General features: G+C 53.2%; 26 protein-coding genes. 10 read left to right on the top strand and 16 right to left on the bottom strand.

The genetic code is table 11. From position 1 onward, the window contains the following. Positions 1-242 precede the first annotated feature (242 nt). Positions 243-1475, bottom strand: coding sequence for an aminopeptidase (locus NST26_RS13915; protein WP_340953350.1), 1233 nt, complete (start codon positions 1473-1475; stop codon positions 243-245). Positions 1476-1610: 135 nt separating this feature from the next. Beyond that, positions 1611-1958, bottom strand: coding sequence for a hypothetical protein (locus NST26_RS13910; RefSeq protein ID WP_340953351.1), 348 nt, complete (start codon positions 1956-1958; stop codon positions 1611-1613). Positions 1959-2090: 132 nt separating this feature from the next. Between NST26_RS13910 and NST26_RS13905 the strand changes: the two genes are divergently transcribed. Together NST26_RS13905 and NST26_RS13900 are read left to right on the top strand one after the other, a co-directional pair. After that, positions 2091-3236 (top strand): VanZ family protein, encoded by a 1146-nt coding sequence (locus NST26_RS13905; protein WP_209873326.1) that lies wholly within the window; start codon positions 2091-2093, stop codon positions 3234-3236. Between the two features lie 15 nt (positions 3237-3251). After that, the gene (locus NST26_RS13900) at positions 3252-4757 is read left to right on the top strand and encodes an amidase family protein (RefSeq protein WP_340953353.1); all 1506 of its coding nucleotides are present in this window, start codon (positions 3252-3254) and stop codon (positions 4755-4757) included. Between the two features lie 96 nt (positions 4758-4853). Here NST26_RS13900 and NST26_RS13895 read toward each other — a convergent pair whose 3' ends face one another. Next, the gene (locus NST26_RS13895; RefSeq protein ID WP_340953355.1) at positions 4854-5621 is read right to left on the bottom strand and encodes an exodeoxyribonuclease III; all 768 of its coding nucleotides are present in this window, start codon (positions 5619-5621) and stop codon (positions 4854-4856) included. Between the two features lie 183 nt (positions 5622-5804). Between NST26_RS13895 and NST26_RS13890 the strand changes: the two genes are divergently transcribed. Both NST26_RS13890 and NST26_RS13885 read left to right on the top strand, forming a co-directional pair. Continuing rightward, positions 5805-6092 carry a hypothetical protein gene (locus NST26_RS13890; protein ID WP_036694360.1) on the top strand — a complete coding sequence of 96 codons (288 nt, stop codon included), beginning with the start codon at positions 5805-5807 and terminating at the stop codon, positions 6090-6092. 232 nt (positions 6093-6324) lie between these two features. Continuing rightward, the gene (locus NST26_RS13885) at positions 6325-6807 is read left to right on the top strand and encodes a hypothetical protein (protein ID WP_340953356.1); all 483 of its coding nucleotides are present in this window, start codon (positions 6325-6327) and stop codon (positions 6805-6807) included. Positions 6808-6990: 183 nt separating this feature from the next. On the opposite strand, the gene NST26_RS13880 is transcribed toward NST26_RS13885, so the two are convergent. Both NST26_RS13880 and NST26_RS13875 read right to left on the bottom strand, forming a co-directional pair. After that, complete coding sequence (locus tag NST26_RS13880; protein ID WP_340953358.1) at positions 6991-8100, bottom strand: citrate synthase/methylcitrate synthase; 1110 nt, start codon at positions 8098-8100, stop codon at positions 6991-6993. A gap of 124 nt (positions 8101-8224) precedes the next feature. Next, positions 8225-9067, bottom strand: a complete 843-nt coding sequence (locus NST26_RS13875) for a helix-turn-helix transcriptional regulator (protein ID WP_340953360.1) — start codon at positions 9065-9067, stop codon at positions 8225-8227. Positions 9068-9199: 132 nt separating this feature from the next. On the opposite strand from NST26_RS13875, the gene fabF reads away from it, so the two are divergent. Further along, entirely contained in the window at positions 9200-10438 is a 1239-nt protein-coding gene (fabF, locus tag NST26_RS13870) for a beta-ketoacyl-ACP synthase II (RefSeq protein WP_340953361.1), read from the top strand. A 116-nt stretch (positions 10439-10554) separates the two neighbouring features. Here fabF and NST26_RS13865 read toward each other — a convergent pair whose 3' ends face one another. The 3 genes from NST26_RS13865 to NST26_RS13855 form a co-directional block, all read right to left on the bottom strand. Then, the gene (locus tag NST26_RS13865; RefSeq protein ID WP_340953363.1) at positions 10555-11988 is read right to left on the bottom strand and encodes a glycoside hydrolase family 43 protein; all 1434 of its coding nucleotides are present in this window, start codon (positions 11986-11988) and stop codon (positions 10555-10557) included. Between the two features lie 170 nt (positions 11989-12158). Continuing rightward, positions 12159-13229, bottom strand: coding sequence for an ABC transporter ATP-binding protein (locus NST26_RS13860; RefSeq protein WP_036729120.1), 1071 nt, complete (start codon positions 13227-13229; stop codon positions 12159-12161). A 125-nt stretch (positions 13230-13354) separates the two neighbouring features. Further along, on the bottom strand, positions 13355-13903 hold the full coding sequence (locus NST26_RS13855; RefSeq protein ID WP_340953365.1) for an HXXEE domain-containing protein: 549 nt from the start codon (positions 13901-13903) through the stop codon (positions 13355-13357). Positions 13904-14034: 131 nt separating this feature from the next. Here NST26_RS13855 and fabV point away from each other — a divergent pair, with 131 nt between their 5' ends. After that, a complete protein-coding gene (fabV, locus tag NST26_RS13850) occupies positions 14035-15228 on the top strand; it encodes an enoyl-ACP reductase FabV (RefSeq protein ID WP_340953366.1) in 1194 nt (397 codons plus the stop codon). A gap of 82 nt (positions 15229-15310) precedes the next feature. Here the strand turns inward: fabV and NST26_RS13845 are convergent, their stop codons facing one another. Genes NST26_RS13845 through NST26_RS13825 form a run of 5 tightly spaced genes read right to left on the bottom strand, consistent with a single transcriptional unit; the run spans position 15311 to position 20271 of the window. Then, positions 15311-16282 carry a phosphotransferase family protein gene (locus tag NST26_RS13845; RefSeq protein WP_340953368.1) on the bottom strand — a complete coding sequence of 324 codons (972 nt, stop codon included), beginning with the start codon at positions 16280-16282 and terminating at the stop codon, positions 15311-15313. Between the two features lie 3 nt (positions 16283-16285). Continuing rightward, positions 16286-17254 carry a sugar phosphate isomerase/epimerase family protein gene (locus NST26_RS13840; protein WP_340953369.1) on the bottom strand — a complete coding sequence of 323 codons (969 nt, stop codon included), beginning with the start codon at positions 17252-17254 and terminating at the stop codon, positions 16286-16288. 40 nt (positions 17255-17294) lie between these two features. Further along, the gene (locus NST26_RS13835; RefSeq protein WP_340953371.1) at positions 17295-18365 is read right to left on the bottom strand and encodes a Gfo/Idh/MocA family protein; all 1071 of its coding nucleotides are present in this window, start codon (positions 18363-18365) and stop codon (positions 17295-17297) included. A gap of 48 nt (positions 18366-18413) precedes the next feature. Further along, the gene (locus NST26_RS13830) at positions 18414-19511 is read right to left on the bottom strand and encodes a Gfo/Idh/MocA family protein (protein WP_036729132.1); all 1098 of its coding nucleotides are present in this window, start codon (positions 19509-19511) and stop codon (positions 18414-18416) included. Beyond that, the gene (locus NST26_RS13825; protein WP_340953373.1) at positions 19504-20271 is read right to left on the bottom strand and encodes a sugar phosphate isomerase/epimerase family protein; all 768 of its coding nucleotides are present in this window, start codon (positions 20269-20271) and stop codon (positions 19504-19506) included. Before NST26_RS13825 ends, NST26_RS13830 begins: the two co-directional genes overlap by 8 nt. 312 nt (positions 20272-20583) lie before the next feature. Between NST26_RS13825 and NST26_RS13820 the strand changes: the two genes are divergently transcribed. Further along, on the top strand, positions 20584-21402 hold the full coding sequence (locus tag NST26_RS13820; RefSeq protein ID WP_036729137.1) for a helix-turn-helix domain-containing protein: 819 nt from the start codon (positions 20584-20586) through the stop codon (positions 21400-21402). 3 nt (positions 21403-21405) lie between these two features. On the opposite strand, the gene NST26_RS13815 is transcribed toward NST26_RS13820, so the two are convergent. Further along, positions 21406-21621 (bottom strand): hypothetical protein, encoded by a 216-nt coding sequence (locus NST26_RS13815; protein ID WP_340941204.1) that lies wholly within the window; start codon positions 21619-21621, stop codon positions 21406-21408. Positions 21622-21861: 240 nt separating this feature from the next. Here NST26_RS13815 and NST26_RS13810 point away from each other — a divergent pair, with 240 nt between their 5' ends. Then, positions 21862-22542 carry a TIGR00266 family protein gene (locus NST26_RS13810; protein WP_036729143.1) on the top strand — a complete coding sequence of 227 codons (681 nt, stop codon included), beginning with the start codon at positions 21862-21864 and terminating at the stop codon, positions 22540-22542. 182 nt (positions 22543-22724) lie between these two features. On the opposite strand, the gene fur is transcribed toward NST26_RS13810, so the two are convergent. Next, complete coding sequence (gene fur / locus NST26_RS13805; protein ID WP_036729146.1) at positions 22725-23198, bottom strand: ferric iron uptake transcriptional regulator; 474 nt, start codon at positions 23196-23198, stop codon at positions 22725-22727. 287 nt (positions 23199-23485) lie between these two features. Between fur and NST26_RS13800 the strand changes: the two genes are divergently transcribed. Both NST26_RS13800 and NST26_RS13795 read left to right on the top strand, forming a co-directional pair. Continuing rightward, positions 23486-24061 (top strand): hypothetical protein, encoded by a 576-nt coding sequence (locus tag NST26_RS13800; RefSeq protein WP_340953375.1) that lies wholly within the window; start codon positions 23486-23488, stop codon positions 24059-24061. Between the two features lie 114 nt (positions 24062-24175). After that, positions 24176-24850, top strand: coding sequence for an S-layer homology domain-containing protein (locus NST26_RS13795; RefSeq protein WP_036729152.1), 675 nt, complete (start codon positions 24176-24178; stop codon positions 24848-24850). Positions 24851-25060: 210 nt separating this feature from the next. Here the strand turns inward: NST26_RS13795 and NST26_RS13790 are convergent, their stop codons facing one another. Next, positions 25061-25810 (bottom strand): amino acid ABC transporter ATP-binding protein, encoded by a 750-nt coding sequence (locus tag NST26_RS13790; RefSeq protein ID WP_036729154.1) that lies wholly within the window; start codon positions 25808-25810, stop codon positions 25061-25063. Positions 25811-25815: the final 5 nt, after the last annotated feature.

Here is a 25815-nt window from a genome sequence, read left to right as displayed (position 1 = left end):
CATACGTTGTGCTCCCAAGCAGGCACTCGGCCTGAATGTATGTGGAAAACAGTATACATTGTACTGCGCGCAGGCATATGGCCCGAATGTATGCGGAAAACAGTATACATTGTACTGCGCGCGGGCGTATGGCCAGAATGTATGCGGAAAACAGTATACATTGCACTGGTGCGAAGGTAATCCTATTCATCCGTTAGGATGACTTAGTTCTGTAGATTACTTCACTTCTCGATAGGACACACCTAGAGCACCCAATTCCCCTTGCGGAACACCGGCTCGATCGTACCGTCGGCCAGTTCCCCGTCAATATCAAGCGCATCGGAGCCGACCATGAAATCGACATGCGTGAGGCTGACATTGGCACCTCTGGACAGCAGCTCCTCACTGGTCATGGAAGTGCCACCTTCAATATTGACCGGATAGGCACTGCCCAGCGCGAAATGACAGGAGGCATTTTCGTCAATTCCGGTGTTATAGAATACTCTGTTCAGCCGGGAGATCGGCGAGTCATGCGGCACCAGCGCCACTTCTCCGAGGTATGAGGCTCCTTCATCCGTATCCAGCAAGGAAGTCAGGTGCTCACGGCCGGATTCAGCGTCATACGCTGTAACCTTGCCGTTTGTGAAGGTAACAGTAATTCCGTCGACGAGCCGCCCGTTCAGGTTCAGCGGAAGCGTACTCTTGACCGTACCATTTACGCCGGTGCGATGAGGCATCGTATAGATCTCTTCTGTAGGCATATTCGCTACAAAATAGACGCCGCGCGCATTCTCCCCGCCGCCGCCCCGCCATAAATGGCCTTCCGGCAGCTCGACACGCAGATCCGTGCCCGGAGCGCGGTAATGCAAGCTTTTGTAACGCTTGGCGTTCATCCGGTCCTGGCTCTGCTTCAGCTCGCCGATATGACTGCGCCAGGCGGCTACCGGGTCTCCGCTGTTCACACGGTTCATCTGGAACACCGCTTCCCACATCGCATCGATCCGCTCTTCCTCCGGCAGATCGGCGAACACCTTGTCCGCCCAGGCACGTGTCGGCGCCTTGATCAGCGACCAGCTGATTCTACTGTTGCGGGTGTAGGCCTGGTACTTCTTGCGCGCAACCGCAGCCGCCTTAACGGCAGTGGAGACCTTGGCCGAATCGATCCCGCGGAATAATTCCGGGTCCGGCACCTTTATATGTAATATAGCCCCGCCTTCTTCAGCGAATCCCTCCAGCATATCGGCATGCCACTGCGGATAATACCCGAACGATTCCTCGGGAGCCTTCTCGTAACGGATGCGTGTGACCGCTTCATCGTCCCAGTCTACAAGCACGTGTTTCGCTCCGGCGTCATAGGCCTTGCCTACAATCAGCCGGGTAAGCTCCGCTGTCTCCAGCGGGGCGTGAACCATCAGCACTTGTCCCGGCTGCACATTCACACCGACCTTGACTACCAGCTCTGCGTATTTCTCCAGCATCTGCTCAAAATCCTTCATTTCTTCTCTTCCTCCATATCTTCACTGTCTCTGTATAATTATAGCGGAAGACCGGGAAGATGGCACCTATCTATGCTCTATATACAACCGGAAGCTGAGCATAATGTAATCCCTCCGCTTCCGGCAGCGCTTCCGCTACTGCTTATCCACCTGAAGTAATTGAATGGTCTTCACATCATACGTATGGGCGATTTTCTCTTCCGCGATCACTTTCAGCTTCGTCAGGCTGGCCACCTTGGCCGGATCTGCCCGGGAGAGCAGTCGCCACAGTTCGGGGTCGGACAGGGTCTGATAGAGCTTGTCGTCATCATATTCCTTACGGTTCTGAGTGACCAGCTTCACCTTGTAGCTGCCGAACACCGCCTCGGTCTGCCCCGCTTCATTGATATGGGCAAGGATCTCCTGCCGGAGTCCGGCCAGCTCCTTTTCCAGCTCCTTCTGCTTCACCTTGAGCTTGTAATACTGTTGAACCTTCTTTTCCATATAGTCCTCACGCTCCTCTCCTAACATGTCTATGCGGGAAAGAACGGTTAGAATGATTAATTCTGTTGAGACGGTTTATGTTTAATTCTATAATGAAGTCGTTGTGACAAAATACTGACAGCAGGTGAACCCATGTTCCAGACTTATCTATTTCCGATTTCCTATGCATTCATGGCTTTTCCGGTTGCGGCGCTGTTCTTCACCTTGCCGCTGCTGATCGTGCAATACCGCCGGCACGGGTATATCAATAAAATCCGGGCCTTGGTGCTGTATTTGCTACTGCTGTACCTGCTTAACGCATTCTTCCTGGTCCTGCTTCCCTTGCCTGATTCCAGGCATAATGCAGCCCCCGCCGGGAGCATGCTCCAGTTCGTGCCGCTGCAGTTCATCCAGGATATTCTGCACAATACGCCAATTACGCGCAGCGACCCTTCCAGCTACCTTAATGTGCTAACCGGAGCGGATTTTCTGCTGGCGGCCTTCAATGTACTGCTGACCGTACCCTTCGGTATGTTCCTGGGCTACTACTTCCGCACGCGCTGGGTGGTCTGCATTATTCTGTCCTTTGCGCTGTCGCTGTTGTTCGAAATTACGCAAATTACAGGCATTTACGGGTTCTTCGACCACCCCTACCGGATCTTCGATGTCGATGACATGATCACGAATACGCTGGGCGGGATGATCGGATTCAAGCTCTCCCTATGGATCTCCGGCCTGCTGCCGAGGATTGAGAAGCTTGACAGCCAAGAGGACCTTTCCGCCAAAAGAGTGACCTACACCCGCCGCGCCCTTGCTTTCCTGCTGGATTCCATCCTGCTGCTCGCGGTGACCATTCTCCTCAATCTGCTCTCGCTGAGTATTTCGTTGTGGGCAGTTAGTATGGTCTATTTCCTGAGCATTCCTCTGCTCACAGGCGGGCGCACCTTCGGCAAATGGGTCGTGCGTATCCGGCTTAGGAGTGAAGACGGCGGCCCGGCCAGACCCTGGGGGGTATGGGCACGATATGGATTACTCTATGGCGTCTTAGGCGGAATGAATTCCCTGATGCCTGACTCCTCCTTCTTCGTCTCTATCGGCACAGCGCTGGCTGCTCTTGTGAAAATAGTCATCCTCTTGGCAGATTTGGCCTTCTTCATCCATCTGGTGCTCCGGCTGATTAAGCGTGACCGTCCACTCATCTATGAAGAGCTTAGCAGAACCCGCAATGTAATCAGCTGGCCGGAGCGGCATCAGGCAGCGGCCAGCGTGACCGGGGGCAGCACAACAAACAATGAATAGAGGTACAACATCCTTATGAATAATAACGACTTCACCCGTATATCCCCTGCTCCAAATGAGCAAGAGTGGTTAATAGAAGCAGACATCACCAGTATTCAGGAGCAAATGGCACAAGGTAACCTAACCTCCGAAGTGCTGGTAGGCTGGTATTTGGAAAGAATCAACCGGTTGGACGGTCTGCTCTGCTCCGTACTGGAGGTGAATCCAGAGGCTCTTGCGATTGCCGCGAGGCTCGACCAGGAACGAAGGGATCAGGGCAGCCGGGGACCGCTGCACGGTATTCCGGTCTTGGTCAAAGATAACATCGGCACAGCAGATCAGCTGCACACCAGTGCAGGAGCCTTGGCGCTTGCCGATTGCATAGCAGCAGAAGACGCTGAGCTTATCACACGGCTAAGGGCAGCCGGGGCAGTGATTCTGGGCAAAGCCAATATGACCGAATGGGCCAATTTCATGTCGCCGGCGATGTGGGCCGGATACAGCTCGCGAGGTGGACTTGTACTGAACCCTTACGGACCCGGAGAGCTGTTCATTGGCGGCTCCAGCTCGGGAAGTGCGGCTGCGGTTGCCGCTAACCTTGTCACCGTCGCCGTGGGCACGGAGACCTCTGGCTCCATCATCAGCCCGGCGGCCCATAACTCCCTGGTCGGCCTGAAGCCTACCTGGGGACTGGTCAGCAACAAGGGCATTATACCGGGAATCGCCAGCCAGGACAGCGCTGGTCCGATGGCCAGAACGGTCAAGGACGCTGCACTCCTGCTTAACGTATTAGCCGAGAGCGCTGACTTTTCTTCCTCTGCTGTACCGGATTATTCGGCAGGTCTGGAGCTTCATGCACTGGCAGGCAAGCGGATCGGAATTCCGCGATTCTATTATAAGGATCTGGATCATGAAGCCTTGGATATGATGGAATCTGCCATAGCGGTCCTGAGAGAGCTGGGGGCAGAAATCATTGAACCCGTGGAGCTTCCCTGTCAGGATGCTGAATGGAAGGCTACGATTCTGCAATATGAATTCAAGCGGGGATTGAACCGCTATCTGGGAAGCCTGCCGGAATCCGCTCCTGTGCATTCTCTGCAGGAGCTGATAGATTTCAACCAGCAGCATGGCGAACAGGCGCTGAAATATGGCCAAGGAAAACTGGAATGGCTGAACACCTCCGGGGATGATATTACAAAGCAGGAATACCTGAAGCAGCTGCATTATTCCCGTTCACTGGCCGGTAAGCAGGGAATCGATTATGCCCTGGAGCATTACGGTCTGGATGCGCTCCTGTTCCCCGGAGATCACGGATGTGAAGTAGCGGCAAGAGCGGGTTATCCGCTGATTACAGTTCCTGCCGGCTATACCTACTCGGGTATTGTTGCGCCAGGCGGCTATCTTACCAAGGGACCGCAGGGTATCACCTTCTGTGCTTCAGCACATAGTGAAGCTATGCTGCTAGGGATTGCGTATAGTTACGAGCAGGCTACGAAGCACCGGCGGTCGCCGGTGCTGGAGCCAGGCAGCTCGTCAGATTAACTGGTTAGCCTCCGCTCAGCCGCTGACACAATCACAAAAGGCGGTATCCCGAACTCCGGGATACCGCCTTTTGTATATCATATCTATACACTCTGTCTATGCTTCCGCCGTATCCGCCAGATGGAGGACCACCGGGCAATGATCGCTGCCTAGGACATTACATTCAATTCCGGCGTCCAGCAGACGCGGGGTCAAGCGCTCTGAAGCGAGAAAATAATCGATCCGCCAGCCCACATTCTTCTCTCTGACCTTAGGCATGTAGGACCACCAGCTGTAGGCACCCTCCAGCTCAGGATAGAACCATCTGAAGGTATCCACGAAGCCGGCTGCGAGCAGCGTGGTCATTTTGCCGCGTTCTTCGTCGGTGAAGCCTGAATTCCCCCGGTTCGATCTCGCATTCTTCAGGTCAATCTCCTGATGCGCCACATTCAGATCCCCGCACACGACAACCGGCTTATGCTCATCCAGCTTCAGCAAGTAGGCGCGGAACCGGTCCTCCCACTCCATCCGGTAGTCCAGCCTCGACAGATCGCGCTTGGCATTCGGCGTATACACATTCACCAAATAGAAATCAGGGAATTCCAGGGTGATAATCCGCCCCTCATCCTCCGTCTCCTGCTCCAGTCCATATCGTACGGATAGCGGCTTGATTCTAGTGAATACAGCCGTACCTGAATATCCTTTTTTGAGCGCATAATTCCAGTACCCGGCATATTCTTCCCCGTGGTCCAGAACAATCTGTCCCTCCTGGAGCTTCGTCTCCTGCACACAGAAGATGTCTGCGTTAACCTCCCGGAAATACTCATTAAACCCTTTATTCACACAAGCTCTCAGACCGTTCACATTCCAGGATACCAGCTTCATCGTTGTCATTTCCCCTTACCTGTCACTAGATTACATCCAGTGTACCATAGATCCGGGTTGTCTATTTGTCTATGAATCTGCCGGCATCCTATTGAAATGTGTGAATCTCCCATGGCATACGTTACAGCAATCATAGTTTTGCCGAATATACTATCCTATCACAAGGAAAAGGAGGACATTACAATGGCTATCCTATTACCGCAACAATTCTTCAATCTGCCGGCTTCTGTAGGTAAATCTTACTATGAAAATCTGGCAGGTGGCATCAACGCAGCTGTGACGGTAAACAACAATTCCGGGTTCCCCGTGGATCTCGTTATTTACCGCGTCAACGCTCCAGTGGTCACTTATCTGATCCCTGCATTTAACAGTCTCACTCTATCTGTTCATGCCCTGCTTGTCGCCGGACTTCTCAGCACAGCTGCCGGTGCAGTCTTCGGCACCATCGAAGTGGCAACCTCTGATTTCTAATCTAATGTAAGAGTATCCCCCTCATGCTCTGTTGACTATTTTTGGACTTCTCGCTATTCCGGGGAGTCCATCTTTTTGTCGTTTCAGGACAAATACGATCCATTCCGCTTATTTGATTGAATCTCTCAATTCAGAAATATATTTTGCAATCTTTAGATTAATCTCTCATTTATATAAAATTTATGATATAGTTGATGAGGAAATGATAAAATATACCAGAAAAGAGGCTATTATGAAAAAGATTTTTCTGCTTTTATTTGCGGTGCTCATGATCCAGCTCCCTATTGCTTCTGCAACATTTGCATTTGGAGAACGTCTCACGGTTCGCGAAAGATTTATTGGGAATGCGAGCCCGCTAGTATCAAACAACATGAAATATATCCTGAATTTTATGCCTTCAGGAGATATACAGTTATGGAATAATCACAAACGCACCATGATATGGCACACCAATACCAGCGACTTTAGAATATCCCAGCTCGCTATTGATCAATATAATGGCAGACTTAAGTTAATGGATTGGAATAATACTCCATTTTGGACGTCAGACAATAATGCATGGGCTACAGCGTGGTACGGACAAGGGAATGTACCAGTCAACCTCGTGGGTGACCTGCTAATCGTTCAAGATGACGGAAATTTAGTTCTTTACAACACAAAGAACGTGGGTTTAGGCTGGTATCCTGTCTGGGCTTCAAATACAGCCGGTCAATAAGTATCATCAAGTCCTCCTAGTAACATGAATGCAAACTTTTCAGCCCTTTCCCTTCCCAGCAGGAAGTGGAAAGGGCATTATTTACGTTCCGGGACATTTCTCATGCGCCTCGCTGCGGGTTGGCCCCGGCTGTTAGGCGGCTGAAGATGTTTTGTGCGCCGTTTGGGCGGATGGTATGTGCTTTTACAAGGCAGTCTCTGATTCAGGCATAGGTCCGATATAAGTAGATTGTGGCCGGAAAATCCGGTTATGGGCTGACTGCTCCAGCAAATGGGCCGTCCAGCCGACAATTCTTCCCGCTGTGAATGTAGGCGTGAAGATCTCCGGCGCCAGCTCCAGCGCCTTCAGAATAGCCGCAGCATAGAACTCAACATTGGTGAACAGGCGGCGGCCCGGCTTATATTCCTCCAGAAGCGCTATCGCTGTAGCCTCCACATGAAGCGCAAGATCAAAGGAAGCATCCTTGCCGACCATCGTAAGGGTCGCAATCTGCAGGGCTTCCGCCCGCGGGTCCTTGGTCTTGTAGATCCGGTGCCCGAAGCCCATCAGCTTCTCCCCGGCCTCAAGCTTCTCTCTCAGCCAAGGCTCCGTGCGTTCCTTCGTCCCGATCTCCTCCAGCATCGATATCACTTCATACGGCGCGCCGCCATGCAGCGGACCCTTCATGGCCCCGATCGATCCGGCTACGGCCGCGCACATATCCGATTCCGTGGACAGCACCACCCGCCCGGCGAAGGTAGAGGCATTCATGCCATGCTCCATGCACAGGATCATATAGGCGCTAAGCGCCTTTACATGAGCCTCTTCAGGCAGCTTGCCTGTGAGCAGATACAGATAATTCGCGGCATGGCCAAGCTCAGGAAGCGATTTCAGCGGCGGCAAGCCCTGAAGGCTGCGGTACCGGTAAGCTATGATCGCCGGTAGCATTGCCGTCAGCCGCACGGCTTGCTTCAGTGTGGGCGGCCAGGTGGCGTTCTCCTCATCCCCAAGCGCAGCCACTGCACTTTGTAATACCAGCATCAGTGGTACAGACGCCGGATACAGATCAAGCATCTTGCAGAGATATTCAGGAATCGCTCTCTCCGCTGCCATCTGCACCTTGAGCTGCGCCAGTTCCTCCGCATCAGGCAGATGTCCGTTCCAGAGCAAATAAGCAACTTCCTCATAGCTTTTGCTCACCGCAAGCTCCTTCGCCCAATACCCGCGGTACACCAGATACCCTTTCTCCCCATCTACCAATCCAATTGCTGTCTCTCCGGCAACTACGCCTTCTAATCCCGTTACTTTAGCCATTATATCTTTACCCCTTTTCCGGTCCCGCAGGAAGAAATTCATCATATTAGGAGTATAAACTGCAAAATCTATATTGCATATTTATAGTTTTTTATGAATCAATAAGAAAATTCTATCACCTGTATTACTTAGGTTCCATGAGCTGCTTCAGCTTGGCTTCTGTACCAGAGTCACCGGCTGGCGTGTAGATGCTACAGCGCAGATCCGCTGCACCTTGTACTTGTAGGGAGGTTAGATGGAACAGCATTTTGCCGGCTTTGGCATGCCGGAATTCCAGTACAACATCCGGCGCGGAGCTGACCCGGCTCTCTTCCCATAAATGATTGAATTCAGGATGCCGCTCCTTCATCTCCGCAATGAATTCATCGTACCAGCGGTCCTCCAGGTATTGCCCGTAGTAGGCGCGGAAGATCGATAGGTATCCCCGGACGAACTGCTCCCAATTCACAGCCAGCCGCCTGAACTCCTTGCGCTCGAACAGCAGTGAGATCATATTGCGCTGCTGCGGAGCCAACTTGGCGAAATCAAGAAACACATGCGCCGCTGCCTCATTCCAGCCCACAATGCCGCAGTGCCGGTCCGAGATGATTGTCGGGCAGGTCTTCAGCTCCTGCAATATCTTCTGCAGAGACGGATGAATCACCGAAGGCTCCTCTTGGGTATAGTCCGTGACTCCCTGCCCGTTCTCCAGCGCCAGAGCGAACAAGTAACTCCGCTCATCCTTCGTCAGTTGAAGTGCTGCAGCAATACAATCAAGAACGGATGGAGACACTTTAATATCCCGCCCTTGCTCCAGCCAGGTATACCAGGTGCTGCTTACTCCCGAGAGCTGCGCCACTTCCTCGCGCCGGAGCCCGGGCGTCCGCCTGCGGGTGCCCTCCGGGAGGCCCGCCGCTGCCGGGGTGATGGCCGCGCGTCTTGCTTTCAGGAATTCTGATAATGCTTGCAGCCTGTTCTGATTGGACATCATGCTTCCTCCTGCCTTACAGTTCGTCTGTCTGTTAGTGTAGTAGTAATTATACTAGTATAAACTACAACTTGTAATAGGATAAGCAACATGAAAAAATAAGCTTATTCAGATTAACAGGAGGAATAGCAGATGGAACGTGTCGTGATTACAGGAATGGGTATCATCTCCCCGCTTGGCAATACCGTGGACCAGTTCTGGAGCCGCCTTACGGCAGGAGAATCGGGGATTACGCCGATTGATTCTTTTGATACCACTCACTTCAAAACCAAGATTGCCGGCTCGGTACAGGCCTTCGACCCGGATGCCAGATTCGGGCGCAAGGAAGCCCGGCGAATAGACCGGTTCAGCCAGTTCGCGCTTGCTGCCGCAGAGGAAGCCTGGACGCATTCCGGTCTCCGGCTGGAGGAGCTGGACCGGGAACGGCTGGGCGTCTATGTAGGCTCCGGCGTAGGCGGTATCCAGACATTGATGGACCAGGGCGAACTGCTGCGTTCCCGGGGGCCGGAGCGGGTAAGCCCTACCCTGATCCCGATGCTGATCTCCAATATGGCGGCAGCCATGATCAGCATCAAGCTGGGGGCGCAGGGGCCTACACTCTCGCCGGTGACTGCCTGTTCCATCGGGAATACGGCCATTGGCGAAGCCTTCCGCCTGATCCGGTACGGCGGGGCCGATGTAATCATCGCCGGAGGGGCGGAAGCGGCGGTGACCGAGATTGCCCTGGCCAGCTTCGGGAATGCGACCGCTTTGTCTACACGGAACGGGGAGCCGCAGGGGGCCAGCCGGCCTTTTGACCGGAACAGGGACGGATTTGTCATTGCGGAGGGCGGAGCTATTGTGATCCTCGAATCCCTCTCCCATGCCCTGCGCAGAGATGCCGTCATCTATGGCGAGGTCACCGGATATGGCGCCAGCTCGGACGCTTATCATATGGTAGCCACCCATCCTGAGGGGATAGGAGCCTATCAGGCGATGAAGCTGGCGCTCAGCGAGGCTGGAATTAGTCCCGGAGAGGTAGATGTCATCAGCGCACACGCAACCAGCACGATCGTCGGAGACCGTTCGGAGACCCTGGCGATCAAGAAGCTGTTCGGAGAGCAGGCTTACCGGATTCCCGTCACGGCGAACAAATCGATGACCGGACATGCCCTCGGCGCAGCCGGAGGTCTGGAAGCTATTGCCCTGCTCAAAAGCCTGCAAGAAGGGATCATCCCGCCGACGATTAATCTGGAGCAGCCGGACGAGTACTGCGACCTGGATTATGTTCCTAACGTAGCCCGCCAAGCGGAGCTGAAGATCGGGATCTCCAATTCCTTTGGCTTCGGCGGCCATAACGCTGTAATCGTTCTGCGCAAGTATGAAGCATAATCGCAGCTAATTCCTATATACAGCAAACAGCGGATCTCCCATTCTAAGGGAGGTCCGCTGTTTGTAATGGTTAAGGGTATGATGCCGGCTGCGACTTGACTGTTCACGGGATCAGGTTACTTTTTCTCCGGTGACACATGGCTGCCCCAGACTGCAACGCCTTCTGCTGAAAGTGCTGTGAAGGTCATTACCTCGCTTGCGGCCGCTTCATTCCATTCCCGCAGGAACACCCCGCTGTACTCCGAACCCTCTATCGTCAGCTTCGCCATATGATCCTTGCTCAAGGACCATGTACCTGTTACTGCCCCGCTTATCGTGCCGTCTGTGTTCAGCTCTACCCTCTGCGACTCCGCCAGCTCAGCCGTAATCTCCTTGCCGTGGTTCACCAGCATGTAAGCACCCGTCACATCCTTGGCAGTGTACTTGCCTATCTTCTCGCCTCCGTAACGATGGGGTGCGACAACAGGCCAGCCTGCTTCATTCATGAACATCTGATGAACCCGAACCTCATGCTGCTCCCCAAGACCCGGGAACCGGGTATGGAAGATCAGATAATACTGCCCGCTTGTCTCGTCGTAGTACGCCGAATTATGTCCAGGGGAGACATAGCCTGTACCTGATCCGGCGGCTTCTTTAGCTGTATTCACAAATTCATAATTCCCCATCAGCTTCACGCCGTAAGGTGCGTAGGCCGGATCATCGAACAGCACTCCCGGCGTCCCCTGCGCATCCAGCATAGCCTTACCTTCCGAGTCCTCGAACGGGCCAGCCGGATGCTTGGAACGCGCTACACGGATATTATAGCCGCCATTCGCATCAAGCCCTCCGTAGGAGAGAAACAGATAGTAATAATCGGTCTCCGGGCTGTATAGCATATACGGCCCTTCAATCCGCGCATGATTCCCTCCGAGCAGCTTCTTGCCGTAGCCCTGGCCCTCCAGCGGGAAGCCCGTAGCCGGGTCTAGTTCCAGGATGAAGATGCCGCCCGAGTAGGAGCCGTAGACCATCCACAGCTTGCCGTCTTTATCAAAAAACACATCAGGGTCCACCACATTCGGCTTCTCCGTGGCATCGTACACCTCTCCATCATCCCCGATGCCGGACATTCCCGACTTCAGAATAATGCCTTTATTCTTATAAGGACCTTCAATCTCATCGGCTACGGCAATACCTAGCGCCGACAGCGGGGAATCCCCCTTGCAGGCATCGTAATACATGTAGAACTTGCCGTCTGCCAACTGAATGACATCCGGTGCCCACAGCGTATCCGACTGGGCCCAGCTAAGCGTCTCGCTAAGCTCCTCCGTTACATTCGGTATCAGCACATTATCGTCCGTCACGCCGGAAGAAATCTGCGTCCACGACATCAGGTCCTTGGATTTGGCCGAGGCCAGATGCGAACCGAACACGTAATACGTATCCTCCACCCTAATCACAGAGGGATCGTGTACAGATACATTCCCGAACTCCGGCGGCCCTTCCGGATTCCCTCCACTGCATGCCGACAGCAGGGATAAGGATATCAGCGCCGTTAAGGATCTTTTTCTCATCTCATCATAACCTCCCTATGTATACCCTTACATTTTGCTGGGCAAATGAGATTAAGTCAATACTTTTATTTATATTAGTTAGTTTTGTTTTAGGTTTATATGAAGTATAATCCCCCATATAACAAAAAAAACGCCAGGCCGATTATGGCCTGACGCTGATCTAATCAAACTTAGTATTCGCTGCTGTTGCCGACAAGTACCGGCTCTGGATAGGCATTGCTCAACACGCGGCGCTGCTTCTTCACGACATCCGGCGGCTCCACCGCTGGTGCCATCGGATGCATCAGCCAGGACTTCACAAGATGGGAGTCCGATACCTTGTACATTGGCGGTTCCTTCTCCATGTCAATCGCCATTGCATACGTGCTGCGCAGGGCGAAAGCATCCCCCTTAGGCGGCTTGATCAAGTCGGGTGGTGTGCCCGGGATCGCTGTAAGCATCGAGCCTTTGCTCTCCAGACTTGGCATGGAAGCCAGCAGGCCCCAAGTGTACGGATGTCTTGGATCGTAGAAGATCTCTTCTGCGGTACCCATTTCAACGATCTGTCCGGCATACATTACAGCTACACGGTCAGCCATTCTTGCCACAACCCCAAGGTCATGGGTGATGAAAATGATCGCTGTATCAATCTTCTTTTGCAGGTCCTTCATCAGATCGAGGATCTGTGCCTGAATCGTTACGTCAAGCGCGGTTGTCGGCTCATCGGCAATCAGGAGCTTAGGGTTAGCAGCCAGTGCCATAGCGATTACAACACGTTGGCGCATCCCGCCGCTGAATTCATGCGGATACTGCTGGAAACGGCGTTCCGGTGACGGAATACCTACCAGATTAAGCAATTCAACGCCACGTTTGTAGGCAGCTTCCTTCGTGATATTCTCATGCTTGAACAACACTTCCGTAATCTGCCGGCCAACCTTCATCATCGGGTTGAGTGAAGTCATCGGATCTTGGAAGATCATTCCGATTTCTTTGCCGCGGATTTTTTGCATCTGCTTCTCACTCTTGCCGATCAGATCTTGTCCATCGAACAGAATCTGTCCACGCTTATATTCGCCCGCAGGCTGAGGAACCAGCTTCATGACGGCTTGCGAGGTTACGCTCTTACCGGAACCGGATTCGCCAACAATCGCCAGTGTCTCCCCTTTATTTACATGAAAGCTGACACCACGGATTGCTTGAACTTCTCCTCCGCGTGTTCTGAATGATATAGCCAGGTCTTTTACCTCTAAAAGGCGCTCCATCCTGTCACCCTCTCTGTTTCTTTTCAAGTTATGATAGTGATTCCAAAAAACACGCAATACTATTATTTTATCTACCTTTAGGGGCTTACGTCAAGATTTTTCTGAAAACGTCACCGTCAAAATCATCATTCTTCGCTATGCTTATGCCTTGCCCGCTTCTTCATCAATCCCCATACAAGCGGCGGTGTTAGAATCAACATGAGCAGCAGCGACCAGCCTATGTCAGCTTCACTGACAACACCCTCATGAAGCAGACGGTAAAAAGCATACAAGGAATACGGAAATATCACAAGCAATGCTGTCACAACACCTGGGGTATACAGCTTCAGAACTATACTTTGTGCCAAATGTGTGAAGACATGCAGCAACAGCGCAGCGAGGACAGCTAAGTAGAGCCAGTAGAACTCTAAAAATACCGCAACGGAGGTTACCCCTACTATCAGAATATACACGAAGAGCACATCCATGGCAAAATTCCTCGTAGTCATGCCCATCATAGGTGCCATACGCTTCCGCAAGGAGGGGGAAAGCGATGCGGTAACAGCCGGTCCATGTTTGTTCCCCCAAGACTCCACTGTAAGAATCTCTTCAAAATCATGAAACATAAAGACTACAGGCAGCAGCCACAGCAAGCTTATTACGTCCATATGTATTTGAAGCCAGTTCAACATCATAACATCCGTCCCTTTGCCGTGAAAGTTGTCATCCGGTATGTTCTCTGCTGTCACTGTCCTGCTTGCGGGGATAACACTCGATAAAGTAAATTATATCCTAGGACCACCCAGGAAAGCGAGGTAACACTAAAATGATCATAAAACCAAGAACCCGCGGGTTCATCTGCACGACTGCCCATCCGGCAGGCTGTGCGCAGCAGGTACAGGAGCAAGTGACCTATGTACTGAATCAAAAAAGGTTTACAGGTCCCCGCAATGTGCTCGTTATCGGCGCTTCAACCGGTTACGGGCTTGCTGCCCGAATTGCAGCAGCCTTCGGTGCTGGAGCAGCCACTGTAGGTGTCTATAGGCCGAGTACAGCCAGCGAGACCCGGACCGCCTCCGCAGGCTGGTATAATTCCGCAGCGTTTGAGGAGATGGCCCACACGGCGGGCCTGCACTCCTATAGCGTGTGCGGGGACGCTTTTACCGCTGAGACAAAAGAACGGACCATCAAGTTGATCCGCAGTGAGCTTGGACAGGTTGATCTGATAATCTACAGTGTAGCCTCGGCGCGCAGAACAGACCCGCAGACCGGAGAAGTTTATCAATCTGTGTTGAAGCCCATCGGCAGCCCTTATACCAATACAACCGTTAATTTCCATACCGGAGAACTAAGCACCGTACAGATTGAACCGGCCACCGAAGCTGAAATCGATGCTACTGTTCATGTGATGGGCGGAGAAGACTGGCAGCTATGGATTGAAGCGCTTCGGGATTCCGGGGTTCTGGCAGCAGATGCGGTCACTCTCGCCTTTTCCTATGTAGGTCCAGAGCTTACACAGGCTGTCTACCGCGACGGGACCATCGGCCGGGCTAAAGACCATCTGGAAGCTACAGCCTTACAGCTGAATGCAGAATTATCACGAACTGGCGGCCGCGCCTATGTGGCAGTCAGTAAGGGTCTGGTGACCCAATCCAGCTCGGCGATTCCTGTAGTCCCGCTATACATTTCAGTACTCTATAAGGTCATGAAGGAACAGGGAGTGCACGAAGGCTGTATTGAGCAAGCCTACCGGCTGTATACCGGTTTCCTGTACAACCCTGAAGGGACTCCGGTAGATGCGCAAGGGCGCATCCGAATAGATGACCATGAGATGAGCCATGCTGTGCAGACGGAAGTGGACCGGATCTGGCCCATGCTAAGCACGGAGAACGTCTACGAATATTCCGATCTGGCCGGTTACAGACGCGAGTTCTTCCAGCTGTTCGGCTTCGAATCCGGCGGCGTTGACTATGAAGCTGACATCAGCCCGGTTGTTGCCATCCGGAACAGCAGCTACTGATTGCTGACTGACATTCATCTGGTCTGTTGTACACAATCTCAAGAGGCCGGAATCTCAGAAGAGATCCGGCCTCTTGTGTATCCTATAGTACCAGAGCCGAGAACCGCTTCCAGGACTCAGCGAGATTGTCATGCGCCCAGTTCACATGATTCTCATCCTTGTACTGGCGCGAATAACATTCTATAAGCATGATAAGGTCCAGATACAGGTCATATAGCTGCTTACGCAGCCCTTCATTCCGGCTGGCAAAAGCCGACCCGTACCCTTCATAGAACGCTGCCGAGCTCTCGAAATGCCGGAAATAATACTCCAGCAGCACATCGCCCCACATCGCCCGCTCCCAGTCAATGATGGATACGATTACCCCATCCCTTACAAAGATGTTGCCGTTCCACAGATCCCAGTGCACCAGGCGCGGCTGCGTCACTTCATCCAGAGCAGGCAGATACAGCTCCAGCACCTGTTCTATTTCCTGCTGTTCTGCGGGCAATCCTGCACCCAGTCTGACCGCATCCTGAAGCAGGTTCAGCAGCATAGACCGGAAGGTCTCCCTCCAGGTGAGCCCGCTCCCGTCAGACTCTTTGCCGAACAGCCCGAAGGCTGGCCCTTCAATCGCATTGATTCTCCGCTGATACTGACCCAGCTCGTATTCAATGGAATACCGCTGTTCCTCAGTGAGACTCTCCTTCACCTCGTTATACGGCTGCCCTTCAATCTTCTCCATGAAAAAATACGGACACGGAACCAGCTGCAGACTGTCGTCATAGCTGTACACTTCCGGCACAGGCACACCGCCAGCAGCACGTACCAGCCGGAGAGCCTCCACCTCAGCACGCATGATATCCTTCTCGTAGCTAAGAGTCTCTGTCTCCGGGTCCGGAGCCACCTTAAGAATGACGGAGCGGCCGTCGCTAAGCTCCAGGTCATAAGCCGTATTGAAGAATCCGGCAGTCAACTCCCTGCTGCTGGCGATCTGCACATCTGTCCCAAAGGCTGCGGCAGTCAAGAGACTAAGCTGCCAGTCGTTTAATTGGACTTTAGTGAAGCTCTCCACCGGTTAGACCCACCACATCTCAGACAGCGGCTCTTCGATCAGCACCTGCTTGAGATTGTCAACCGCTTTGGAGAAGCCCTCTTCAATGGACATCAAGCCGTCTTCATGCTCAATGCTGACTACAAAGTCGTAGCCTACCAGACGCAGTGCGCTCATCATATCTGCCCAGACCTTGACATCGTGTCCGTAGCCTACGGAACGGAACTGCCAGGCGCGGTCCAGCATATTCGTATAGGACTGCATGTCCGTCAGGCCATGCTTGTTGACGTTCACCGGATCAATAACGGTATCCTTCGCATGGAAGTGATGGATCGCGCCCTCACGGCCGAGAATATGAATGGCCTGTACCGGATCAATTCCCTGCCACCACATATGGCTCGGGTCCAGGTTCGCCCCGATGGCCTCTCCGGCAGCTTCTCTTAATCTCAGCAGGGTAGCCGGAGTGTGTACCGAGAAGCCTCCGTGCAGCTCAAGTCCAATCTTCACATCATGTGCAGTGGCGAAGGCCGCCTGCTCTGTCCAATAAGGAATGACCTTGTTCTCCCACTGCCAGGCCAGAATCTCCTGGTAATCATTCGGCCATGGGGCAACCGGCCAGTTCGGATATTTCGCGCCTTCATGATCGCCCGGACAGCCGGAGAAGGTATTCACAACCTTGACGCCCAGCTTCTGTGCAAGTTTCACGGTGTCTACAAATACTTCGTGATCCTTGTCTGCCAGCTCCTTCTGCGGGTGCAGCGGGTTGCCGTGGCAGCTTAACGCGCTGATGATCAAGCCACGGGATTCAATCGCGTGCTTGAATTCCTGAAGGGCCGCTTCATTCTCCAGCAGCTCTTTGGGATTGCAGTGGCTGTTTCCAGGGTACCCTCCGGTACCGATCTCAACGGCTTTCAGTCCTTTGGAGACCACATAATCCAGTGCATCCTCCAGCTTGCGGCCGCCGAACAACACCATAAATACTCCAAGTTTCATTTGCAGATTCCACCTCTCCTAAGGTTGTATTGAAGCCTGCTTAAGCTCCGTAGATATCGAAATTCTTAACCGTCTCGTTACGCTCTGCTGCTTCAAAGATCGCCTCAATCAGTCTTAGCACACGAAGCACCTCAGCATTCTTGACAATCGGCTCCGCCGTGCCTTCGATGACAGCGGCCAGATTATCATAGAAGCTGGAGGTCATCTCTAATGCCGCAGGCAGATCTTCAAGGACGGTCGAGCCTTCTGAAGGCGGGGCCATCGTCTTGGTCAAGCCTACACCTGCGCGGATCGGTGTCGGTTCAATCTTTTCCGATTCGTGGTTAGGGGCTACAATTCTGCCTCTCAGCGACCAGTCTTCAATAATAGCGGTACCCCCGGTGCCCTTCACATACCATCTTGGCATCGTAATGAAATTGGTGGTCCCTACCTCGACGATGGCTCTGATGCCGTTCTCGAACTGCAGCACCGCATCGAATCCGTCATCCACGTTATTGCCGAGGATAAAGCTCAGACTGCTGCTGACACTGCTCACCTTGCTGTCAATCATGAACAACAGCTGATCCAGCAGATGCACGCCCCAGTCCAGCAGCATCCCGCCGCCTTGCTCCTTCACATGACGCCAGTCGCCGGGAATTCCGTTGGCACCATGCACCCGGGATTCAATCTGAAAGAGTGATCCAATCGTCCCCTGCTCATACATCTCCCTGATTACGCGGAAGTCCTCATCCCAGCGTCTGTTCTGGTGCACCATCAGCACCCGTCCGGCCGCCTCCGCAGCAGCCTGCATCTCGATGAATTCTGCCGAGGACATGGCCACCGGCTTCTCACAGACTACATGCTTGCCCGCCTGAAAAGCCTGAAGGGCAATGTCCTTGTGTACATCATTCGGTGTAGCAATCAGAACAATGTCCACGGCCGGATCTGCCAGCAATTCCTCATAGCTGGAATACGCGGTGTAGCCTGCTTCCTCAGCCAGGGTGCGCCGCTCTGCCAGCAAATCGAAGGCACCGGTCACTACCACCCGGTCACTCTCTTTGATTAGTTGGGTATGGTAGCTTCCCATTCCGCCGTAACCAACGATGGCTACAGTATGTTTGATTGAACTCATGGATTCCACTCCTGTTTGTCTAATAGTCGCGTGAACCGGAAGAGGCTCTTAGTTGTCAGAACTTCCGTCGAAATATACGGCGCGTCCGGTACGTGCTGATTCATACACAGCTTCAAGAATCTGGGTAACTACGAAGGCCTGCTCCGGCAGAACCACCGGATCCTTGTCTTCTCTTACGGCTTCCAGCCACAGACGGGCTTCACGGTCTGCTTCATTCTCCGCAGCTCCGCTGTAGAAGGCTACACCACCGGAGGACAGGTCCACCTTGGTCTCATACAGGCGGCCGGCACGTTCACCGTTCAGACGCAGCCCGTCCTTCATATCCGCACCGCCTTCCGTTCCGGCAAGCATCGTCTTGGCTTCGCCGAATTCGGACACATTCAGCGCCCAGCTCGATTCAAGTACAATTGTAGCACCGTTCTCCATTGTAATGAAGCCGAAGGCGGAATCTTCTACCTTGAATTGTTCAGGGTCCCACGGACCGAAGGCATTCGCGGCGTTCTTCTTCTGGCCCAGCTTATGGAAAGTGGAGCCTACCACCATACGCGGCTTGTAGTTATTCATCAGCCAGAGTGTCAGATCCAGCGCATGGGTACCGATATCGATCAGCGGTCCTCCTCCCTGCTTCTCTTCATCCAGGAACACGCCCCAGGTTGGAACCGCGCGGCGGCGAAGCGCAATTGCCTTACCGTAATAGATATCGCCGAGTTCCCCTTCTTCACACAGCCCCTTCAGATATTCGCTGTCTGCGCGGAAACGGTTCTGATAGGCGATGGACAATTTCTTGCCTGTACGCTTGGCGGCATCCAGCATTTCCTTAGCCTGTGCAGTGGTCTTGGCCATCGGCTTCTCACACAATACATGATTGCCGGCTTCCAGTGCAGCAACCGTAATCTCGGAGTGGCTGTCATTCGGCGTGCAGACATGCACGATATCGAATCCGCCCGTTGCCAGCAGCTCACGGAAATCGGTAAATACAGCAGCGCCTTCCGAGCCGTAGGTCTTGGCAGCCTCCTGGGCACGTTCTTCCACGATATCACAGAATGCCACCATTTCGGCATCCTCCTGACGGGCAAGGCTTGGCATATGTTTGCCGTTTGCGATACCACCGCAACCGATAATAGCAATTTTGAGTTTGTTAGACATGAATACTTCCTCCTTGATTCTCATATGTTTTGATCCAGTTCAAGCTGTCAGCCACACTTGCAAGCGGCGAGCGGCTGCAGAAGTCCTGCTCGACCACTGCCCATTCCACACCAGCGCCAGCGGCTGCTTCAATGATCGCAGCCAGATCCACTTCACCTTCGCCGAGTACTACAGTCTCCGGTGAGCCGTCTTCGTTCTTCTTCAGATCCTTGAGGTGGATGATCGGCAGGCGTCCTGCGTACTTACGGATATATTCTGCCGGATCATATCCGCCGTAATACACCCAGCATGTATCCATCTCTACTTGAAGCTGCTCAGCAGGCACCGCTTCGAACAGATAATCAAAGGCCGGCTGGCCGTCAACCTTCTCTGTGAATTCAAAATCATGATTATGATAAGACAGAACAGCACCGGCAGCCTTGCATTTCTCGCCGATGGTCCGCAGACCCGCGGCTACCTCCGGCCAGTTCCGTTGTTCTTCTGTCAGATAAGGCACGATCAGATTGCGGTTGCCGATCTCCAGATTGAAGGTGATCTCCTGCTCCGTATCATTCAGCATCGCATCGTACGGACGGTGTGCTCCGACAGCAACAAGCCCTGTCTCTTCAAGCAGCGCCTTCACCTGCCCGGCCGTACGGCCGAAATAGTGGAAGAACTCCACACCGCTGTAGCCCAGCTCGGCTACCTTACGTATAGTTCCCTCGAAATCCTGTTCCAGTTCTTCTCTCAGCGTGTACAGCTGCAGTCCAACCTTAAGCATTGTTATTCCCACTCCTTATATGATCCGGAGTTATCCTGTTCTTGCTGCCGCCGCACTCCCGGTTACCTTCCCTGAAGCGCATCACCTGAACAAACGGGCTGTAAACATTGGAGAACGCAGCGTTCTCATGGTTTCATCCACTGCTTCCAGAGTTTGTAAATGTAGCGATTAGCGCCGCAATACGGCCTTCTCCACATCATTTATATGTTTTTTGCTTAGCTACATGGTAATATGAAAGCGTATATAATAAAATGAATAATATGATTAAAACATGAACAATCTGCTTATCATTTATTAGACTAGGAGGGACACATGACAACATCTGCCGCTTGCCACATTCTATCCGCCGGATTCTCCTTCCACCGCAAACCATTTCATATGTCACGCAGCGAGGGTGTACAGTATTATCTGCTGCGGCTCCAGACTGAAGGGCGCAGCCGCACCAGGGAGAACGGAGCCATTACGACCGTTGAGAGCGGTGATCTCATGCTGTTCGCACCGAATGACCCCTACTACTTGAGTATCGACAAGGAAGTCTATCCCGTCGGCAAGCCGAGGATCGAGAGCGGTGACTATCATATCTTTTGCAGCGGCCCATGGATTGAAGAATGGTGGGGACGCAAGCAGCGTCCGGCGGTACTCCGCCTGCCGATGAGTGATCATATTCTAGGCCTCTTCCGCCAGCTTGTGCTGGAGCAGCGCCGCTTGTCGGACTCCTCACCGGATATCTCTGCTTGTTATCTGCAGATTCTATGTATGGAGATTGACCGGCTGATGATTGATCAGCCCGCGATCTCACCGAAGGCTTATCTGGCTTACCGGATGAAGCAGTACGTTGAAGAGCACGCCTCTTACGCCTTCCGGCTGGAGGATGTGGCCGCACATGTGGATATCTCGGTCTCCCGGGCGGTTCATCTGTTCAAGGAAGCCTTCGGCACCACGATTGTCAAATATGTAAATGATGTACGGCTGGATATGGCCCGGGAAAAGATTACGTTCAGCCCCATGCCGCTGGAGCATGTCTCCGAGACCTGCGGTTTTGCGAACTATACCTATTTCCACCGGATTTTCCGCAGCCGGTTCGGCATGTCGCCCAAGGAGTACCGTATTCACAGCAGGGCACAGGTATAAGTATTACCCCGCTGCTCCCAGGCATGCAAAAGGAGCGCCATCATGGAAGATCCGCTCCTTGTGTTTGACCTTATTCAGTTGCTCGCGTTTGCCGGGTGTAACTCTGACATGCTGGGAGATGGCCCCGTAATCCTGATTGAGTCTGCGGTTTCTTTCTGCACACCATGTGCCTGAGCGCTCTGCCTTAAGCAGCGCCTTCTGCGTTCTTGTCCGTGCCATAAGCGGCGACACTCCTTGTCAATCGTATATTCAGTGCGGCTGCACTGTCTGTTCAATTCTAACACAATATCTTAATCGCTGCCCGGTACTCTTCACTATAATCATCTCTTACCGCATGTTAGCTCCTTGTTGCCTAAAGCGCGGCTTGCAGTAGAACAGCCTGTTACAGTATCCTTGAGGAGCAAGCTACATACCTGTGATCATAGGAATACAACCGGAAGAATGAGGAGGAACACTATTATGAAATATGATGTGCTGTATGACGGCGCCTTCGCCATGCTTAAGGTCCTGCTGGAGCCGGGCGAGAGCGTTAAGGCGGAGATGGGGGCGATGGTCGCCATGTCACCGAATGTGGAGCTGCGGGGCACCGTGGACGGCGGAATTATGCGCGGCCTGGGCCGCATGCTGAGCGGGGAGAAATTCTTCTTCCAGGAGCTGACCGCCACGCGCGGGCAGAGTGAAGTGCTGCTCTCACCCGGTTCTATCGGGGATGTACAGGCCATTGAGCTGGACGGGTCGTACAAGCTGATCGTACAGAAGGACGGCTTCCTGGCGGGAACCCAAGGCATTCAGGTCAATACCAAGATGCAGAATCTGACCCGCGGCCTGTTCTCTGGCGAAGGCTTCTTCATTCTGGAAATCAGCGGCAGGGGCACCGTCTTCCTCTCCTCCTTCGGAGCGATTCACGCCATTAACCTCGGACCGGGCGAAGAGATGATCATCGATAACGGACACCTTGTAGCTTGGCCGGACTATATGGATTACAAGGTGGAAAAAGCAGCCTCCGGCTGGCTGAACAGCTTAACCAGCGGCGAGGCCCTGGTCTGCCGGTTCCGCGGCGAAGGGGTGATCCTGGTTCAGACCCGCAATCCCGGCAGCTTCGGAACCTGGATCAAGTCCTTCGTTCCGAACCGTTCCTAGCAGCGGCAATTCGCAGATTCCGTATACACAAGTGGGAACGGCTTTGCCGTCCTTTTAGGGACGGCACCGTTTCAGCGAGAAATAGAAGGATAAGTTATAGAGTGAAACATATAACTTCTTATATTAGCAAGAAGGCGCAGGCTGAACTTCAGCCCTGCGCCTTCTGTGCGTTGCAGTTGTGCTTATGAGACGGCGCGGCAGTCCTTGTCGCCCTTGCAGCCGTTCTTTTGACAGCTATTATAGGTGCCTTTGAAATCGAGACGGTGATCAGTCACACTGAAGCCATATTCACGGGCTACCCGCGCCTCCAGCTCCACCAGCCAATCATCCTTGATCTCTTCCAGCTTACCGCATACATTACAGATCAGGTGATGATGCATATGCACATGATCGTCGTCGCGCAGATCATAACGGGCGACGCCGTCGCCGAAATTCATTTTTTGCACAATATGAAGTTCACACAGCAGCTCCAAGGTACGGTAGACGGTCGCCAGCCCCAAATGCGGGTAACTGCGCTTGACCAGCATATATACCTCTTCCACGCTTAGATGATCCTTCTCATTATCCAGCAGCACCCTCACTATCGCCTCACGCTGTGGTGTAAGCTTATAGTTATGAGCCGCAAACTGCTGGCTGATATTTGCCACTCGGTTCACCCGGGTTCCCACCTTTCCGGAAGCAGAACAATTCCCGCAGAATAATTAGTAATCGTTACGATATAAGCATAACAAACTTGCCCGTCAAAGAAAAGTCCTGACACCAGTATAACACCACTTGCCCGTAATAGCCCCCCCTCTGCCGCTCCACGCATAGATAATATTTCTGCCGAAACCGGGTCCGCCCATTCCGAAGTGCCCGCTATCCCCATACTCTATATCAAGATCACATGAAACCTATAGGTGCTTATATTGAAACGAATATGTAAAAAGTGAGGATGATCCGGATGGCGAAAGTACAACCTAAGCAGACGCAGCGGCTTGTAACAGCCCGTGTACTGCGCAGCGTAGCTGCGGCCATGCTGCCGTTCTACCGGAAAATTGCCGGAAACCGCAGTTATGCCAGGCAATGGACAACCGCGATTGTCACTGCCGACCTGGACCTGATGGGCAGCTTGCTCCACAGTATCCCCGCACTTGCGGATGCGGAGAATTACGGAACGAACGGGATCGGTTATTTCATCTCTTTCCCTTTCCCGCTGCCTGTTGCCTTCTATACTAACGGAACGACGATTCCGCCGGGAACCGCCCAGTTCACCTTCAATACAGACGCCCACCGCTGCATAGCGCGTTCCATCATCCCGTTGTACCGCGAGCTTGCGGTTAACCGGAGCTTCGCGGAAGCGATGGCTGCCGCCATCCGGCGTAAGGACAACCGGGCGGTAAGGGCGATGGTCCGCAGTCTGGTGAGAACAACGTCGCTGAAATCTGTAACGATTGAAGAGAGCGGAATAGCGCTGCTCTTCAAGACCAGATTCAGCCGGTACCCCTACCGCAATCTGCTGTTTCAGGAAATGATGTAGCTGGCCGGACCTGTAGACCGGGATACATTCGCTTGCAACCTTTTCTGATCTCATTACGTTAGAGGAGTTGATACAGGCCAAACGGCCCAACCCTATAATAGAGGTGGAATTCAGATGAGTATGAAAAAAAACACGATCGCAGCTATTACAGCAGTAACCCTCCTTTCCTTCTCTCTTGGCGGACAAATTTTCGCAGCCGGCAGCAGCTTCAAAGATATCGGCCAGGTGACCGGTAAGGATAAGATCAACTCTCTGAAGGAGCAGGGCCTGATCAAAGGAATCTCCGACACCCAATTCCTGCCGGCATCCACAGTAACTACAGCGCAGGGGATACAGTTTATCTCCGGCGGTCTCCAGCTTAGCCTGGCAGCGATTGATTTCAATAAGGCACCACAGGCAAGTGCGCTTTTCTCCAAAGTAAAAGACAATGCCTGGTACGCCGAAGCCTTCATCAATGCCCATTATAATGGTGTGAATATCCCGGCCAATATCGATCCGGCCAAGCCGATTACCAAAGAGCTGTATACCAGTATGCTGGTTCAAGCCGTGGAAAAGGCCGGTAACCTTCCGATGATCAATCTTGTCCCAGTTGAACTTACAGATGCAGACGCGCTGGACCCTTCCTATCAGGGCAGCATTCAGCGGGCGCTGAAATACAAGATCACTGCCCTCGATGCCAGCGGCAAGTTCAATCCGAAGAGCAATATTACCCGCGCTGAAGCAGCAGTAATGCTATATAACACGCTGGACTACTTGAAGTCCGTTAGCGATGGCGGCACACAGAAGTAAAGGAAAGTTGGATTCGTTCATACCGCTCCCCCGCGTATGATAGATAATAGGCTGTCCCGGAAGCCGTTACGGCTAGGGGCAGTCTTGTTTTTTTGACAGGAAATACGTAGGCTTATTGTGAGTATTCTGTGACGATCACAAACTGGGCAGCAATAAAAAGACAGACCAGGACTCCCCTCCCGGTCTGCCTTAATATACTCCGTCTCGCAATCACTCTTCCCCGCTTAGCCGGTTCAGGAATTGAAGTGCGCGCGGGTTCTTCGTCTGCTCCAGTACCTCCCGGGGGGTTCCCTGCTCCAGAATGACTCCGTTATCCATCAGGATGATCCGGTCGGCCACATCGGCCGCGAATTTCATCTCATGGGTGACGATAACCATCGTCATCCCCTCCCGGGCCAGCTGCTTGATGACCTTCAGCACCTCGCCGACCAGCTCAGGGTCAAGCGCCGAGGTCGGCTCATCGAACAGCAGCACCTCCGGCGAGACCGCCATGGCGCGGGCTATCGCTACACGCTGCTGCTGGCCGCCGGACAGCTGATGCGGATACGCATCTGCCTTGTCTGCCAGACCCACCTTGTCCAAGAGTGCCAGTGCCTTGCTGCGCGCTTCCTCCTTGGAACGCTTTTGCACCGTGATCTGTCCCTCCATGACATTGCCGATCGCCGTCATATGCGGGAACAGATTATAGGACTGGAACACCATTCCTGTCTGCTGGCGCAGGGACAGTACGGTACGCTGTGGAATTTTGGCGCCCGGGGTGAAATCCAGCTTAATCGTGTTCAGCGTAAGACTGCCCTTGTCAGGGGTCTCCAGCAGGTTGAAGCAGCGCAGCAGCGTGGTTTTGCCGGAGCCGGAAGGTCCGATAATGACCATGACCTGGCCGTGTTCAACGGCGAGATCCACACCTTTCAGCACCGCAAGCGGCCCGAAGGACTTATGTAAATCGCGTATTTCAATCATGCGTA

Origin of the sequence: Paenibacillus sp. FSL R7-0128 (genome assembly GCF_038002245.1) — a bacterium.
Taxonomy (GTDB): domain Bacteria; phylum Bacillota; class Bacilli; order Paenibacillales; family Paenibacillaceae; genus Paenibacillus_AQ; species Paenibacillus_AQ silagei.
Note: the sequence above shows the minus strand (reverse complement) of the source record. Positions and strands in the feature narration are given on the sequence as shown.

Coding starts and splice junctions, on each gene's coding strand:
- fabV (WP_340953366.1), top strand. CDS start 14,035: ATGATCATAAAACCAAGAACCCGCGGGTTCATCTGCACGACTGCCCAT.
- NST26_RS13790 (WP_036729154.1), bottom strand. CDS start 25,810: ATGATTGAAATACGCGATTTACATAAGTCCTTCGGGCCGCTTGCGGTG.
- NST26_RS13865 (WP_340953363.1), bottom strand. CDS start 11,988: ATGAGAAAAAGATCCTTAACGGCGCTGATATCCTTATCCCTGCTGTCG.
- NST26_RS13800 (WP_340953375.1), top strand. CDS start 23,486: ATGGCGAAAGTACAACCTAAGCAGACGCAGCGGCTTGTAACAGCCCGT.
- NST26_RS13815 (WP_340941204.1), bottom strand. CDS start 21,621: ATGGCACGGACAAGAACGCAGAAGGCGCTGCTTAAGGCAGAGCGCTCA.
- NST26_RS13890 (WP_036694360.1), top strand. CDS start 5,805: ATGGCTATCCTATTACCGCAACAATTCTTCAATCTGCCGGCTTCTGTA.
- NST26_RS13840 (WP_340953369.1), bottom strand. CDS start 17,254: ATGAAACTTGGAGTATTTATGGTGTTGTTCGGCGGCCGCAAGCTGGAG.
- NST26_RS13915 (WP_340953350.1), bottom strand. CDS start 1,475: ATGAAGGATTTTGAGCAGATGCTGGAGAAATACGCAGAGCTGGTAGTC.
- NST26_RS13885 (WP_340953356.1), top strand. CDS start 6,325: ATGAAAAAGATTTTTCTGCTTTTATTTGCGGTGCTCATGATCCAGCTC.
- NST26_RS13895 (WP_340953355.1), bottom strand. CDS start 5,621: ATGAAGCTGGTATCCTGGAATGTGAACGGTCTGAGAGCTTGTGTGAAT.
- NST26_RS13900 (WP_340953353.1), top strand. CDS start 3,252: ATGAATAATAACGACTTCACCCGTATATCCCCTGCTCCAAATGAGCAA.
- NST26_RS13910 (WP_340953351.1), bottom strand. CDS start 1,958: ATGGAAAAGAAGGTTCAACAGTATTACAAGCTCAAGGTGAAGCAGAAG.
- NST26_RS13795 (WP_036729152.1), top strand. CDS start 24,176: ATGAGTATGAAAAAAAACACGATCGCAGCTATTACAGCAGTAACCCTC.
- NST26_RS13875 (WP_340953360.1), bottom strand. CDS start 9,067: ATGTCCAATCAGAACAGGCTGCAAGCATTATCAGAATTCCTGAAAGCA.
- NST26_RS13905 (WP_209873326.1), top strand. CDS start 2,091: ATGTTCCAGACTTATCTATTTCCGATTTCCTATGCATTCATGGCTTTT.
- NST26_RS13825 (WP_340953373.1), bottom strand. CDS start 20,271: ATGCTTAAGGTTGGACTGCAGCTGTACACGCTGAGAGAAGAACTGGAA.
- NST26_RS13835 (WP_340953371.1), bottom strand. CDS start 18,365: ATGAGTTCAATCAAACATACTGTAGCCATCGTTGGTTACGGCGGAATG.
- NST26_RS13820 (WP_036729137.1), top strand. CDS start 20,584: ATGACAACATCTGCCGCTTGCCACATTCTATCCGCCGGATTCTCCTTC.
- fabF (WP_340953361.1), top strand. CDS start 9,200: ATGGAACGTGTCGTGATTACAGGAATGGGTATCATCTCCCCGCTTGGC.
- NST26_RS13830 (WP_036729132.1), bottom strand. CDS start 19,511: ATGTCTAACAAACTCAAAATTGCTATTATCGGTTGCGGTGGTATCGCA.
- NST26_RS13810 (WP_036729143.1), top strand. CDS start 21,862: ATGAAATATGATGTGCTGTATGACGGCGCCTTCGCCATGCTTAAGGTC.
- NST26_RS13860 (WP_036729120.1), bottom strand. CDS start 13,229: ATGGAGCGCCTTTTAGAGGTAAAAGACCTGGCTATATCATTCAGAACA.
- NST26_RS13855 (WP_340953365.1), bottom strand. CDS start 13,903: ATGATGTTGAACTGGCTTCAAATACATATGGACGTAATAAGCTTGCTG.
- NST26_RS13880 (WP_340953358.1), bottom strand. CDS start 8,100: ATGGCTAAAGTAACGGGATTAGAAGGCGTAGTTGCCGGAGAGACAGCA.